14 protein-coding genes are annotated in these 13986 nt (G+C 43.7%); 8 read left to right on the plus strand and 6 right to left on the minus strand.

The genetic code is table 11. The features are described 5' to 3' along the window. Positions 1-40: 40 nt before the first annotated feature. Positions 41-508 carry a DUF4870 domain-containing protein gene (locus tag V7K31_RS30350; RefSeq protein ID WP_335100057.1) on the minus strand — a complete coding sequence of 156 codons (468 nt, stop codon included), beginning with the start codon at positions 506-508 and terminating at the stop codon, positions 41-43. A 197-nt stretch (positions 509-705) separates the two neighbouring features. On the opposite strand from V7K31_RS30350, the gene V7K31_RS30355 reads away from it, so the two are divergent. From V7K31_RS30355 to V7K31_RS30370, 4 genes are all read left to right on the plus strand, one after another. Continuing rightward, entirely contained in the window at positions 706-2217 is a 1512-nt protein-coding gene (locus tag V7K31_RS30355; RefSeq protein WP_335100060.1) for a BamA/TamA family outer membrane protein, read from the plus strand. Between the two features lie 77 nt (positions 2218-2294). Next, on the plus strand, positions 2295-3317 hold the full coding sequence (locus V7K31_RS30360; protein WP_335100062.1) for an isopenicillin N synthase family dioxygenase: 1023 nt from the start codon (positions 2295-2297) through the stop codon (positions 3315-3317). Between the two features lie 169 nt (positions 3318-3486). Then, the gene (locus V7K31_RS30365; RefSeq protein WP_335100064.1) at positions 3487-4374 is read left to right on the plus strand and encodes an NAD(P)-dependent oxidoreductase; all 888 of its coding nucleotides are present in this window, start codon (positions 3487-3489) and stop codon (positions 4372-4374) included. A gap of 161 nt (positions 4375-4535) precedes the next feature. Further along, the gene (locus V7K31_RS30370; RefSeq protein WP_335100066.1) at positions 4536-5210 is read left to right on the plus strand and encodes an O-methyltransferase; all 675 of its coding nucleotides are present in this window, start codon (positions 4536-4538) and stop codon (positions 5208-5210) included. A 175-nt stretch (positions 5211-5385) separates the two neighbouring features. Here V7K31_RS30370 and V7K31_RS30375 read toward each other — a convergent pair whose 3' ends face one another. Both V7K31_RS30375 and V7K31_RS30380 read right to left on the minus strand, forming a co-directional pair. Continuing rightward, positions 5386-5994, minus strand: coding sequence for a hypothetical protein (locus V7K31_RS30375; RefSeq protein ID WP_335100069.1), 609 nt, complete (start codon positions 5992-5994; stop codon positions 5386-5388). Between the two features lie 197 nt (positions 5995-6191). After that, the gene (locus V7K31_RS30380; RefSeq protein ID WP_335100071.1) at positions 6192-6779 is read right to left on the minus strand and encodes a thylakoid membrane photosystem I accumulation factor; all 588 of its coding nucleotides are present in this window, start codon (positions 6777-6779) and stop codon (positions 6192-6194) included. A 316-nt stretch (positions 6780-7095) separates the two neighbouring features. Here V7K31_RS30380 and V7K31_RS30385 point away from each other — a divergent pair, with 316 nt between their 5' ends. Then, positions 7096-8433 carry a Mur ligase family protein gene (locus V7K31_RS30385; protein WP_335100073.1) on the plus strand — a complete coding sequence of 446 codons (1338 nt, stop codon included), beginning with the start codon at positions 7096-7098 and terminating at the stop codon, positions 8431-8433. Positions 8434-8461: 28 nt separating this feature from the next. Here the strand turns inward: V7K31_RS30385 and V7K31_RS30390 are convergent, their stop codons facing one another. Together V7K31_RS30390 and V7K31_RS30395 are read right to left on the minus strand one after the other, a co-directional pair. Next, the gene (locus tag V7K31_RS30390) at positions 8462-8596 is read right to left on the minus strand and encodes a hypothetical protein (protein WP_335100076.1); all 135 of its coding nucleotides are present in this window, start codon (positions 8594-8596) and stop codon (positions 8462-8464) included. 51 nt (positions 8597-8647) lie between these two features. After that, positions 8648-8788, minus strand: a complete 141-nt coding sequence (locus tag V7K31_RS30395; protein ID WP_335100078.1) for a hypothetical protein — start codon at positions 8786-8788, stop codon at positions 8648-8650. A 65-nt stretch (positions 8789-8853) separates the two neighbouring features. Here V7K31_RS30395 and V7K31_RS30400 point away from each other — a divergent pair, with 65 nt between their 5' ends. The 3 genes from V7K31_RS30400 (at position 8854) to V7K31_RS30410 (ending at position 10783) form a co-directional block, all read left to right on the plus strand. After that, the gene (locus V7K31_RS30400; RefSeq protein WP_335100081.1) at positions 8854-9672 is read left to right on the plus strand and encodes a type 1 glutamine amidotransferase; all 819 of its coding nucleotides are present in this window, start codon (positions 8854-8856) and stop codon (positions 9670-9672) included. A 236-nt stretch (positions 9673-9908) separates the two neighbouring features. Further along, the gene (locus V7K31_RS30405) at positions 9909-10076 is read left to right on the plus strand and encodes a hypothetical protein (RefSeq protein ID WP_335100083.1); all 168 of its coding nucleotides are present in this window, start codon (positions 9909-9911) and stop codon (positions 10074-10076) included. Between the two features lie 47 nt (positions 10077-10123). Continuing rightward, a complete protein-coding gene (locus V7K31_RS30410) occupies positions 10124-10783 on the plus strand; it encodes a SanA/YdcF family protein (protein WP_335100086.1) in 660 nt (219 codons plus the stop codon). 21 nt (positions 10784-10804) lie between these two features. On the opposite strand, the gene hetF is transcribed toward V7K31_RS30410, so the two are convergent. After that, positions 10805-13327: a cell division protein HetF gene (gene hetF / locus V7K31_RS30415; RefSeq protein WP_335100088.1), complete on the minus strand. Its 2523-nt coding sequence runs from the start codon at positions 13325-13327 to the stop codon at positions 10805-10807. Positions 13328-13986: the final 659 nt, after the last annotated feature.

Below are 13986 nucleotides of genomic sequence, written 5' to 3' on the forward strand. Positions count from 1 at the left end.
TCAACTATCATATCTAATATATCCGAGTCTTAATCATTTTTTATCGTAGAATTCTAATTGTCCAAGGATAACGATAATGGCCACCATTGTAAGCTTTGATAGCGGCAAAAGTAACTACAAATGATTGTACTATGAGAATTAATAAGATTAATGACATGAATACAATTACTAAACTGTCTAGAGTTATTTTCGCTTGATTAACTGAACTATTAGTAATCACTGCCAAGGTAAAACTAGTTAATACCACACACAATGAGATTACCATGATAATTAAAGTATATAATGTCCAAGTAATTTGAAAATTTAAGGATTCCTTTCCTTGAAAATCAATCCAGGGATATTGTGCTTTTTTAAATCGCCAAATCAGGAGCGGAGCCAAAAGATTTAAAGGTAAATATAAAGGGATGCCAATAAATACCAAAATAAACAATAATATCCACCCTAACAAAGCCGAGAAATGACACAACATCGCCCAGATACGCATTTTTTGTTTAGGTTTTTCTCTCACGGCTTTTTATATGTAAGTGGATTTAACAAATAATTATCCACTGTAATTATCTATAAAAAAGCCAAACAAGAGCTTAAAATCTGAGTATTTCTGGGTCATAATTTTCGGGAAGAGGTTCTATTTCCCAGACTATGCCTTCTCCTGGCTCCAAAGCAACTTCTATGTCGTAAGCTTAATAAGACTAACGGATTTTCAATATGCTAGTTCAAATAACTGTAGTTGCGATCGCAGTAATGTTAGTGGGTACGGAAAATCGGGAAGCCCTTGCAGACTTGCAATCTTCTACTCAGGATGGGGCTAGTGGTATTGTGACACCGGAAGCTACGATCCAGGTAGAGGGAGGCTATGCCAAATATGGCGATTATGTCCGAGCCACTTCAGTAGATACCCAGGCGCTGGAATTTTCCAAAAAAGTTGTCAAAGATATCCAGATTCGTTTTATTAATCAAAAAGGTGAATTGCTTGATGACAAAGGTCAGCCGATCAAAGGGCGGACTCAGAAAAATTTTATCATGGGTCTGCTGAGACTCAAACCTGGTCAGGTATTTCGTGAGGATTTACTTGAAGCAGACTTGCAACGATTGAGGAGATTAGAGTCATTTAATCAAGTTAATGTTTACCGAGAAGAAGATACCTCCAGCGTTAATATCATCTATGAAATCAAAGAGCGTAGCTTCCCTTCTCTAATCTTAGGAGGCGGTAATAACGATGATATTGGGCTATACGCTCGGGTAGGTTATAAAGATGCAAATATCAGTGGTGTTAACGATAAATTAGATACAATTGTGCAGATAAGCACTAAAGATGTCCAATTTAATGGTCAATTCACTAGCCCTTATCGTCGTGAAGAACCAAACCGTTTAGGCTATACCATCAGAGCTTTTCGTCATCGAGATATATCGGGAACCTTCAACGAAGATATCAGATTAGCTAACGGCGACAAAGTGCGGGAGGGAAGATTTGGCGGTTCTGTGGGAGTTTTAGGAGCTTTTGATGACTGGGATACATCAGTGGCACTCAACTATACCAGAATTAGCCTACGCGATCACGAATATAACGTTGCACAGGTCGATAGCTTAGGGAGTCCTCTATCTGTGAGCGGTACTGGCATTGATGACCTATTTACAATATCATTTGCTGTATCCAGAGATCAACGCGATCGCAAAGACAATCCAACTCAAGGATCAATCCTCACCCTCAGCACAGAACAAGCGATTCCCATTGGATTGGGCAATATTTCCAGCAACCGCCTACGCGGAGACTATATTCAGTATTTACCAGTCAGTTGGATAGGTAAAGGTAAACCAAGCGATAATCCCGAAATGTTGGCGATTAATTTACAAATTGGCACGACTCTTGGAGATTTTCCACCAGCTGATGCCTTTAATATTGGTGGGCTAGATTCTGTCAGAGGTTACGGTTATGGTAAAGTTGCCAGTGGTCGGAGTTATGGTTTAGCTTCGGTGGAATATCGGTTCCCAATTTTTCAGTCAATCGGAGGAGTTTTCTTTACTGACTTCGCCTCAGATTTCGGATCTAGCGAAACTGTGTTAGGAGAACCAGGAGTGCTGCGAGACAAACCTGGAAGTGGCTTTGGTTACGGCTTAGGATTACGAGTAAACTCATCCTTTGGGCTGATTCGAGGCGACTTAGGAATTAGCGACCAAGGAGAAGTTAGATTTGAAGTTACCACAGGTCAGCGATTTTAATCTATTAGCTTTTACTTTGCGTTCCTTTGCGTTAACCTCCCCGTTCCTTTGCGTTTAAATCCTCTCTCAACCTCAACATGAAAAACTTGCAAGTTGTAGAAAAAGGGTTTTCATCCGTCCCAATTATTGATATTCAGGCACTAGTTTCTGGAAAAGATGATCGCTATTCCGTCGCCTCTCAAATCAAACAAGCGTGTCGAGAATCGGGGTTTTTCTATATTATCGGACATGGCGTGGACGAAAATTTGCAGCAGCGACTCGAAGAACTCAGCCGCCAGTTTTTCGCCCAGGATTTAGAAACTAAACTTAAAATCCGCATGGCTTTGGCAGGTATTGCATGGCGAGGTTATTTCCCGGTTGGTGGCGAACTGACATCCGGTAAACCCGACTTGAAAGAAGGTATTTACTTTGGCGCCCAACTGGGAGAGTCACACCCACTAGTACAAGCTGCTACTCCTATGCATGGTTCCAACCTCTTCCCCGCCAACATCCCCCAATTTGGCGAAACAGTGCTTGAATATATGGAGGCGATGACAAACTTGGGACAAACTCTGATGATTGGTATAGCCCTGAGTTTAGGATTGGAAGAATCCTACTTTGCTGACCATTATACCTCAGATCCCCTAGTGCTGTTTCGCATCTTCAACTATCCTCCGAATTTATCACCGTCAGATGGTGAACCGATATGGGGCGTTGGTGAACATACTGATTATGGCGTTCTGACTATTCTCAAGCAGGACGATTCAGGCGGATTAGAGGTTAAATCCAAGTCAGGTTGGGTTGCTGCGCCTCCCGTTCCCGGTTCCTTTGTGTGCAACATTGGCGATATGCTAGACAAGATGACGGCAGGTTTGTATCGTTCTACACCTCATCGTGTGCAGAACCAGTCCCAAAATCATCGCCTTTCCTTCCCCTTCTTTTTCGATCCCAATTTCGATGTTGAAGTGAAGCCGATTGAATTAGATAATATCGTAGCGAATGATCATATAGCCGATCGCTGGGATCAAGCTAACCTTGATGATTTTCGCGGAACCTATGGTGATTATGTGTTGAATAAGGTGTCTAAGGTTTTTCCAGAGTTGCGGCGATCGATATTATAGAGTTTCAAAATCTCTATCAGGGATTGAAACTCTCTTTGCAGATAGCTTGCTTGTTAAGCTGATCCGTGGTTTGATTTAAATACGGCATCTCTATCAACTTATCGTATTTTGTTGACGACTCAATTACCTGAATTAACTTGTCAGCCACAAAGTAAATATAAAACTTTCCATGCCTATCCAAACTATTGGTATTTTAAGTCCAGGTGATATGGGACAGGCGATCGCAGCTGTTCTCAATCAACATGGATTGAAAACTATTGCAGCCCTAGACGATCGCAGTGAACGAACTCGGCAATTAGCAGCCGCAGCTAACATCCAAGATGTGGGTTCCCTGACACAGCTAGTAATTGAATCTGATGTAATCTTATCAATTCTAGTCCCCGCAGCCGCCACCCAAGCAGCAAAGCAAATAGCTGAGGCGATCAGCAATGTTGGTAAACAGATTCTCTACGTTGACTGTAATGCGATCGCACCCCAAAAAGCCATAAATATCAGCCAACTTATCGAATCAGTTGGCGGAACATTCGTAGATGCATCAATTATTGGTCCACCACCGCGAGTTCCCAATCGCACCCGCATTTATACTTCGGGAAAACAGGCCAGTCAACTCCAACAACTGCGAGATCATGGCTTGGATGTGCGGCTGATTGGTGATGAAATTGGTCAGGCTTCCGGGTTGAAAATGTCCTACGCAGCTCTGACAAAAGGACTGACAGCAATCGGCACAGAATTACTAATTGCAGCCCATCGTTTAGGGTTAGATAAGGAACTATGGGATGAAATGTCTAATAACCAACAGGAACTTGCTAGCATCTTAACCCGTTCCATTCCATCGATGACACCGAAAGCGCATCGTTGGATAGGAGAAATGGAAGAGATTGCAGAAACCTTTAAAGAGTTAGGTCTGACTGAGCGCATTTTTTACGGAGCCGCCGATGTTTACCGCTTAGTGAAAGACACCTCCTTGGGTAAGGAAACACCAGAAGAATGCGATCGCGATCGTTCGTTAGATGAAATCATTACAATCCTCTCTAATGAAGCAATCTCCGACACCTAATCTTGAGTATTTTCTAGCGGTTCCCAGGTGCATAAAGTAGATCACAAAACCTCACCCCCAACCCCTCTCCTTACTAAGGAGAGGGGAGATAAAGCGGGGTGAGGTTAGCTGTATGTCACTAGATTAGGAAACACTATAGATGGGGAAAAAAGCGAGAATCTATGACTCAAGAGCAATGGACTGCGGTTGATCGTTATTTTACCGATCTGTTTGTGCCGCCCGATCCCGCGCTGGATGCGGCACTCCAGACCAGTGCTGCCGCCGGACTGCCACCACACAACGTTTCGCCAAACCAGGGCAAGCTGCTGCTGCTGTTGGCGCAAATCCAAAGGGCGCGAACCATCCTGGAGATTGGCACGCTGGGCGGCTACAGTACTATCTGGCTGGCGCGGGCGCTACCTAGTGACGGGCGTCTGATCACGCTGGAGGCTGACCCAAAGCACGCCGAAGTCGCCCGCGCTAACATCGCCCACGCTGGTCTATCCGACATTGTTGACCTCCGCCTCGGACAGGCACTCTCTACGCTGCCACAGATTGCCGCCGAGGGTAACAGCCCATTTGACCTGATCTTCATTGACGCTGACAAGCCAAACAATCCGCATTACTTCGCGTGGGCGCTCAACCTTTCTCGTCGCGGCAGCCTGATCATCGCCGATAATGTTGTGCGTAACGGAGCGGTAATTGATCAAAGCAGCAGCGATCCTAGCGTCCAGGGAGTGCGCCGCTTCAACGAACTGCTTGCCTCTGAGCCGCGTGTCAGCGCCACCGCAATCCAAACCGTGGGCAGCAAAGGATACGACGGCTTTGCGATCGCGATCGTCACCACTGACCAATAGGGCATCCAGTTAATAATTGAAAATTAGACCTCTTCCAAAAGTCCCCAACACCCCAGCCTTAATCCCCTCCTCGCTTGCGGGGAGGGGAGACAAAGCATAGCTTTGGCGGGGTGGGGTTCTTATTTCTGATTTATGCAAGAAGTCTATTGAAAATTCAAAATTCAAAATCGGTACGTCAACCAATCGGGCGATTACCAGGATTGACCGCATGAATATATTCACTACCCGATCGCGGTCTTCCTCGTTTATAATGAGCCTCTTCTGGTTTACCCCATCCTAGCTGCAAAATCATTTCCAAAAAGCTAGAATTTTCCCACTTACACAAACTTGCCCATTCTGTTCTTTGAACAATCCTTTCTACATCAAATGTGACAATTTGTTGGTATTGTTTACTATTATTGAAACTCAAGTATAAATCCATCCCCATAGAGACTTCATACCAAAATTTTACGATGGAATTTTTAGCAGCTTTTAATATCTCTAAGTCACTGATGAGGGCTATTAACTCGGTGTCTACTTGGGGATAATTCAAATTTTTACCTTTGACTGTTACCTGCCGCCAGATAATACCTGAAACTTGATTTTCCCTCTGATAGTCATGAATTGCAGTTTTGAAATCTTGATAGGCAGTGAACTGTTGCAGTCCATCAGTTCTGAGAAACTGGTCAATTAGAGGATTGCCAGAGACTGTTATTTCTAATTTTAGGCGTTTTCCATTGAGGCAAGCTTGGCGTTCAGCTGCCAAAATTTGAATTAGCTCCTGGGTCGTGTAAACCTTTGACATCAGAATACACTCTATTTAGTCATTGGTCATTGGTCATTAGTCATTAGTCATTGGTCATTTGTTATAGACTATAGACTAGAGATTAATTTTCTAAATGGTTAACACAGATATTTAAATATTATCCTTTGGCATCGGCAGAAATGTCGTAACAGATCGCACTAAAAATTAGGGCAGACCAATTTGGTCTACCCCATAAGTTATCTAGCTAACTCACTACTGAACTCATTGAAGGCTCGCCGCTTTAGCTTTGCCGTTTCCGTGCGTGGTAACAAATCAAAGATTTTGCGAAATTCATCGTCTATCTCTTCAAAAGCTACTTGACCCTTCTTATTCAAAACTACCTGACCGGATTTATTAAACACCACGACTTGAGGAACACCCCCAGAATAGTAATATCCTGGTTCTGTAGGGTCGTAGCTCTGTTTAGACGGGATAGTATCTACATTAATCGGCATAATCTCTGCTACCCGACCATAGAATTCCTGTACCCGTGAAATCGAAATAGCGTATCTTTTGGAATCGCTGCTGTCATCCACATAAAAAGCCAAAAATATGGGTTTATGTTGCGCTAAAGTCTGAGCCAATGTCTGTCTGGGAGGAACCAATGAACCATTGCCAGCATAAACGACAAAGATGTTGCCATCATATAAATCATTATTAAGACCAGCATAGGCAGGTTGCATACTGATAATGAACAGACTTGCAAGCAACAACAGGCATTTTGACAACCACCTTCGCCAGCCAGTAATTTGTTTATGTAAAAAAAGAAACTTTGTGCTATTCATCAAAAGGAACCTTGCAAGCTACTACTTGTCGTGAGTTTGTGCTGAATTCAGCAAACTGGGCTGGATATGTAATTACGCCCACGCACTATTTTTTAAAATAACGCCTACTGAGATTATCTCTCGCAAGCGCCTGGTATCGCTACGCAAAAGTCAAAACAGAGGTAAAGTAGCGCAACTGCAAGGCTCAACAATCCAAAATCCAAAATCTAAAATTGGTATGGCTGGCTTTTTCAGCCAGGATTCGCTAAACTCACGCATATTAAATTTGCAAGTTCAAGACTTCAATTAGCAACCGCCAGAAGACTAGGGTACCGATGTGGGAAACAAAATACAATTCATAGATAGGCTGCGATTGGCTTTCGCAGTGTCAGTGGCAAAAAGTGTAACGTTTATTGTGCAATTTTTGCGTCTGGGTGCTGCTAGTGTATTACCAGGCTCGATTGCTCGTCGCATTCAACCCCGACTTTTAGAATTATTGAGTCAGCAAGTTAAAAACGGGGTGATTTTAATTGCTGGTACTAACGGCAAAACCACTACAGCCCTACTTTTATGCACGATACTAGAACGCAAGGGTTATCGCATCGCTCATAATTCTACAGGTGCAAATCTGGAAAATGGCTTGATCAGTGCGTTGTTGGAAAACACCAACTTACTAGGTACACTAGATGTTGATTACGCCATTTTGGAAGTTGATGAAAATATTGTACCAAAAGTATTAACGCCACTCCAGCCGCGAATTATTCTCTGTTTAAACTTATTCCGCGACCAACTCGATAGGTACGGCGAAGTAGACACAATTAGTAAACGTTGGACAAAAGTTATTTCTACCCTACCACCAGAAACAGTGGTAATTCCCAATGCTGATGACCCAACTTTATCTAACCTCGGTCAGCAGTTACCCCAACGGGTGTTATTCTTTGGCTTGAATGAACCAGAACATTATTTAGAAGCTATTCCTCACGCTGTTGATTCTATCTATTGTCCCAGATGTGGACATTCCCTAGATTACAAGGGTGTTTATTTGTCTCATTTGGGAGATTTTACTTGTCCCCAGTGTGGTTTTAGTAAAAGTAAACCGACTCTGGAAAGTAGTGAATGGTCGCAAATTCTGGTTGGTTTGTACAATAAATATAATACTTTGGCAGCTGCTACTGCGGCTATTGAGTTAGGAGTTGATGAAGTAACAATCAGAGATACTATTAATAATTTTCAAGCGGCGTTTGGTCGGGCTGAAGATTTAGTAATTAACGGTAAACGGGTGCGGATATTGTTATCAAAAAATCCTGTGGGAACCAATGAAACAATTCGCGTAGTTACTCAAAGCACAGATAAAACCACACTGCTGGTATTGAACGATCGCACGCCTGATGGTACTGATGTATCCTGGATTTGGGACGTGGATACGGAGAAATTAGTCGAACGCGGCGGGACTTTAGTAGTGAGTGGCGATCGCGTCTATGATTTGGCTCTACGTCTACGTTACAGTGAAAAGTCCCCTGAGAGTACGTTAAATTTAATTGTGGAAGAAGATTTGCGACAAGCGATCGCTACTGCATTAGAGCATACACCAGACAATGAAACTTTGCACATACTACCTACCTATTCAGCCATGCTAGAAGTGCGAGAAGTATTGACTGGGCGGAAAATTCTTTAAATTGGGGAGTGGCGAGTAGAGAAATGTCCTATAGCGATATCAGAGTTTCAGCAGATTGGCCCGGTGCATGACGAGAGCGAAGATGCAAGGTGATTTCCGTATCGAGTCGCTTGAGGAAAATCAGGAGTTTGCCCTCACTGAACCGTTGAAACTCTCCTTTCATCAAATGAGCTACTTCTGGCTGGCGAATGCCAAGAAGTTCGTTGATTTCGCGCTATTTCAGGTTGCGTTGTTTCAGAAGGCGGAGTACCTGAATCCCTATCTTACCCCGCGTAAAAAGTTCATCCGCATCCTCTAAACCGAGGTCAGCGAATACGTTACCACTGCTTTCTTCAAAAACGGGTTCCTGTGTCATTCTTGTTTCTGCCTTGCCACTGCGTCCTTATAGCGTTGTTTAATCATATTAATGAAGAGTTATTTATGAGTTCTCAAAATTTAGAATTAACAATTGGTTGGTTGTACCCAACACTGATGAGTACCTATGGCGATCGCGGTAATGTAATTACTATAGAACGTCGCGCTCAGTGGCGGGGATACGATGTTAAGGTGTTACCCCTGGATCAAAATACCACAGCCGCAGATATTAAAACTGTAGATGTCATAGTTGGTGGTGGCGCACAAGATCGTCAGCAAGAAATTGTCATGCGTGATTTGCAAGGTACAAAAGCTGACGCCATGCGCGAGAAAATCGAAAATGGGACTCCGGGAGTATTTACTTGTGGTTCACCCCAATTACTGGGACATTATTATGAACCAGGATTAGGACAACGGATTGAAGGTTTGGGAATACTCGATTTAGTTTCCGTTCATCCTGGTGAAAATACTAAGCGTTGTATTGGCAACTTGGTAATTGAAGTGACAGCTTCACGTTTGGCGCGAGATTTGCAAGAGATGACGGGTAGTACACCATATTTGGTAGGCTTTGAAAATCACGGCGGACGTACCAAGTTGGGGAAAGTGGAAGCTTTGGGGCGCGTGGTATATGGTTTGGGAAATAATGGTGAAGATGGGACAGAAGGAGCATTTTATCAGAATGCGATCGCAACTTATTCCCACGGACCATTGTTACCGAAAAATCCTTTTGTCGCCGATTGGTTAATTCAAACAGCATTGCGGCTAAAGTATCAGCAGGAAATTACCTTGCAACCTTTAGATGATAATCTTGCTGTCCAAGCGCGGGAAGCGATGTTTAAGCGGTTGAAAGTGAGTTTACCAAGTGTTGCTGCGGCTAAGGTATAACCTTAGTTCGCTTATCTGCTGAACAGATTTTTTGGGCTGGAGAAGTCGCGTAAAAAACGACTAAAGAAGTAAAAAAGTCAATACAACTCATTAATGAGTTAGGGACTTCCAAGAAATAAATTACTCATCTTGTGGGGTGGGCATCCTGCCCGCCCTGAATATGGGACGGGTGAGGACACCCATCCCACAAGAAAATTTGGGATGTTTTTTTATTTGGAAGTCCCTTACAAACACTCGTGCGCGAGTCTGAAATATTCATCCACAAGGCTCAAATACTAATTTACAAGTTCCAAGTGTTCGTGAGGGAGTCTCAAAGACTCGTCCATGAGTATTTGAGATTTATCGACTACAACCAATTAACGACACTGCCAGAAGCGATCGCTCCACTGCAACATCGGCACTAATACTTGCGTCTATTGCTACAACCGAATTATCCTAACGAAGCAAATTTATGCTGCATCAATGGTTGTTACAACATCGGCAACTCGTATTTCCATTACTACTATTAAGTGCAACCATCAGTCCGCTAGCGCTGAATTTCTATGTAAATGCAGTTACCAGCGATCGCCGCTATACTAAACCAGTAGAAATTCCAGCCCAGCGCGTTGCCATCGTCTTTGGTGCGGGAGTTTATCCAGATGGTACACCAACGCCGATGCTAGGCGATCGCGTTTCTGCTGCTGTAGAACTTTACAAATTGGGGCGAGTCCAAAAGCTCTTGATGACAGGTGACAATAGCCGAGAAGACTACAATGAAGTCCTAGCAATGCAAAGTTACGCAGTGGAACGGGGCGTACCTATGCAAAATATTACCTTAGATTATGCTGGATTCAGCACTTATGAAAGTTGCTATCGAGCCAAGGATATTTTCGGAGTCAAGCAAGCAGTTTTAATTACCCAGAAATTCCATTTACCCCGCGCTGTTTATACCTGTAATCAACTTGGTATAAAAGCCATCGGCTTGGGAACACCAGATTGGGAAAGCTACGCTTTTGCAACTGTTATGTACTCGACGCTGCGGGAACAGTTTTCTACTCTCAAGGCATTGTGGCAAGTTCATATTACTCACCCTCAGCCAATTTTCCTCGGTTCATATGAAGGAATTAAATGAAGGTATCAAAGGAATTACGAATTATTCTTGACCTTTTTCCTGAAGGAGCGATCGCCAATCTGCGATCGCTTTTTCTGTCCACAGCCAATTTTTAGCTAATTTATCTACCTGGAAATTTACTGGATCAGACATGATTACCGTTTGTCGCAACTTGATCGCTTCATTCAGATATTGTGTCTGCTTACCATTAGGTTGACTAAGTGCAGATTTTTTATATAGTCCAAGAGCTAAACCAGCATAGGAAGTTAAACCATCTTTAGGGAGTGCTTTCTTTGAATGGGTGTTCTGTTCTTTGAGAGCTAAACTCAAAGCCTTGAACCAAGAATCATTGGCTCGATTTAGATTGCCTTCTGTGTAATAGGCAAATCCCAAAGCATTATTATATAAAAGCGATTCTGGTTTAGCTTTTACAGCAGTTTCCCAGTAACGGCGGGCATCATCGACGCTATAGTTATTGTCTCCAGTTTGGATAGATTGCCAAGCTAATCGTCCCTTGTAAAAGTTCACAGATGCGTCATCAGCTTGTTTATTTGGAATCAGTTTCAGGGCAGTGTCAGCCGCAGCCAGTGCGCCACGATTGAGTAGTTCTTCTACAGTTAACAACCCACCTTGCAAGTCACCCTGGCTCAATTTTTCTGTAGCGGTGGCGGCGACAATTCCAGTTGGTGCTGTCTGTAAATCGATATTTTGTTGCTTTTGAATGGGTAGAGACTGAGTGGGAATTACTGGTATGTTAGGCATTGCTTGGGGTCGATTTTGCCACCAATTTAATGCGATCGCAGCTGCTAACGCACTAATTCCCACAATACCCACAATCGGCCACAGCTTGCGGCGACGGGTACGATTTCTTGGTGGGGCTGGTTGCGATGCCTGGGTTGGGCTACGCCTACGCAAAAAATCAGCCGAATTTTGCCAATTTCCTTCAAGGTTCCCAGCAGCTTGAGGTGGCGGTGCTGGGGCTTCTCCCCACAAATCTACTTCCTTTTGCAAAGAAGTAATTTCCTCTGAAACCTGCCTTTGCTGAAGACTATTTTCGTGAATTTGTTGATCCAGTTCAGTTGGAGCTTTTTGGTTATCTAGCTGACGAAACAAATCCGAAACGATCGCAGAATCTTCTTCATAGCTTGGGTCATCATACTCAATTTCATCAACGAGATCGCCCCAAGTATCTTCACCTAGCCAGTCCAACCCAGAAGAGTCACGCGCCAAACCAGAAGGAATCATTTCCTCCATTCCTAAAGGTATCTCGGAATCATCTGCCATACCAGAGTACATCGTGGAAGTTGACCCTAAAGGCGAACTATACTGATTCCGCGACTCTGCACTTTCGGATACCTCAGTTTCCTGGCTCAAGAAACCGTCAAATTCTGGCTGGAGATATAAAATCGGTAATGCCCAGTACATCTGGTGAGAACCATAGGCAGAAATTAATCCTTGGCGTACCCGACTTACGCACAAATCTACTGGATATCCCTGACTCAAGTTGCGATAAAATAATTGTGTGAGTGTCAGCGCCACTTCATCAGGAATTCGTTCTGACATCGCCAAAACGCTTCTGATTCCGCGCTTCACCAGACTTTCTGCCAGATTCCGTTCGCCAGTATCTCCAGAGGCATCAGACGCAGCTGTGTATGCCCCCAAGCAGGAGTTAAACACTGCCATTTGGATGTTATTGTTGACGAGCAAACCTGCCAGATCGTCTCCAGTTAAGATTTCCGTTAAGCCAGTTCTGCGACTAGCAAGATAAATTTCTCCGCCATTAGAGCCGAAATTACTATGACCAGAGTAGTGGAGAACGTGGAATCTGCCTTGTTCTAGAGCTTGTGTCAGTTCTTCCCGTCCTGGTTGGTCTAAGACAGTGAGTTCAATTTCTGGGAACCGATTACTACCTTCAGCAAGTCGTGGGACACGGTGAAGTTCTGCTTGCAGTTTGATAGATTCCTGTTTCAGCAAGTCCAGACGGACTTGATCCGAGGGAGAAGCAATTACCATCAATACTTTTACACCACCTTCTTCTCGTGGTGTGGGCATATTTGGTGTAGGCGTAGCCCCCCGCAGCGATCGCAAAGGCGAAGCCCCTAAAATTCCACTTTGGAAGCGAGAAAAAGCCACATAAGGCCCAGTAGCCAGAGGGCGATCGCCTGCGTGCATCACTTCCCAAGGCAGACGAGCTAACCTAGTGTCTTTTAGCCCCAAACGCAAGCGTAGTACTTGTTGGTGGTTTTGGGCAATACCTTGGGCAGTAATCCAACTATCTCTGAGAGTGCCTTGAAATAGGGCGTTATAAAATTGTTGACCCAACGCCACCAAATTCACAGAGTTTCTGGCGATATCGCTTTCATTCCCGCCAGAAGCGAATATATCTCCCTCCAACACCGACTTCAACGGGTCATTCATCAAATGGCCAGCAGCCATCAACCAATCAGCTACAGGCCAACTCACCAATTCTTCTGCCAATGGCACCCCAGGCGCAACTTGTTCCGTCCGCACCAAGTAGTCATTTTGCCCTACAGGAGTTACCGAAATGTGGAATTCCTGAGTCACAGTTTCTCCTGTCCGCCTCCTAAATCTGGTTTGAAACGCGAAAGTTTCAAGTCGATTTTTCGCTCCCTCTGATAACTTAGATGCATCCCACCCCTGAATGTTTCTGATTCAGTGTTGTTTTGCTTTTTCTGCCTTTACAACTTTATCCGGATCGGATTACTTGAGACTAGAACATTTAATTGGTAGATGCACCTTGATCTTCAACTCCCCTAGTTGGCTAACACCACTGGGGGTTTTTTTCAATTTTGGCAAACAACAGCAACTTCTGACGCAGATATTCTCTACCTAAAAATAGTGCTTAACCTAGAATACTTGATTAATAGATGGATGTACCTTGATCTTTAGCTCCCCTAGTTCAGTTAATATCCACTCTTGTTTTTTATGACACACGACAACAATCAACTTTCTAATAAATTTATCCGGAGCATGGTGATTAAACCTAGAACATTTAATTGGTAGATGCACCCTGATAACTAGCTCCCCTGGTTGGCTAAAACCCACTGGGGGTTTTTTTATTACTCAATAAGTACAAAACTTACGCACTGAAAACCGGAAATCTATATCTGAATAAGTCCACGCCATTGCTTCTCCTATTCAAAGACGCTCTTGCTATAGCGTTTCCTAGATGAAGTACATCATAGCCCCCTCCTCGCTTGCGG

The organism is Nostoc sp., from assembly GCF_036917675.1.
Taxonomy (GTDB): domain Bacteria; phylum Cyanobacteriota; class Cyanobacteriia; order Cyanobacteriales; family Nostocaceae; genus Nostoc.

Bases quoted from the DNA above. Each gene is read 5' to 3' on its own strand.
- V7K31_RS30355 (WP_335100060.1), top strand. From the start codon at position 706: ATGCTAGTTCAAATAACTGTAGTTGCGATCGCAGTAATGTTAGTGGGT.
- V7K31_RS30360 (WP_335100062.1), top strand. From the start codon at position 2,295: ATGAAAAACTTGCAAGTTGTAGAAAAAGGGTTTTCATCCGTCCCAATT.
- V7K31_RS30365 (WP_335100064.1), top strand. From the start codon at position 3,487: ATGCCTATCCAAACTATTGGTATTTTAAGTCCAGGTGATATGGGACAG.
- V7K31_RS30370 (WP_335100066.1), top strand. From the start codon at position 4,536: ATGACTCAAGAGCAATGGACTGCGGTTGATCGTTATTTTACCGATCTG.
- V7K31_RS30375 (WP_335100069.1), bottom strand. From the start codon at position 5,994: ATGTCAAAGGTTTACACGACCCAGGAGCTAATTCAAATTTTGGCAGCT.
- V7K31_RS30380 (WP_335100071.1), bottom strand. From the start codon at position 6,779: ATGAATAGCACAAAGTTTCTTTTTTTACATAAACAAATTACTGGCTGG.
- V7K31_RS30390 (WP_335100076.1), bottom strand. From the start codon at position 8,596: ATGAAAGGAGAGTTTCAACGGTTCAGTGAGGGCAAACTCCTGATTTTC.
- V7K31_RS30395 (WP_335100078.1), bottom strand. From the start codon at position 8,788: ATGACACAGGAACCCGTTTTTGAAGAAAGCAGTGGTAACGTATTCGCT.
- V7K31_RS30400 (WP_335100081.1), top strand. From the start codon at position 8,854: ATGAGTTCTCAAAATTTAGAATTAACAATTGGTTGGTTGTACCCAACA.
- V7K31_RS30410 (WP_335100086.1), top strand. From the start codon at position 10,124: ATGCTGCATCAATGGTTGTTACAACATCGGCAACTCGTATTTCCATTA.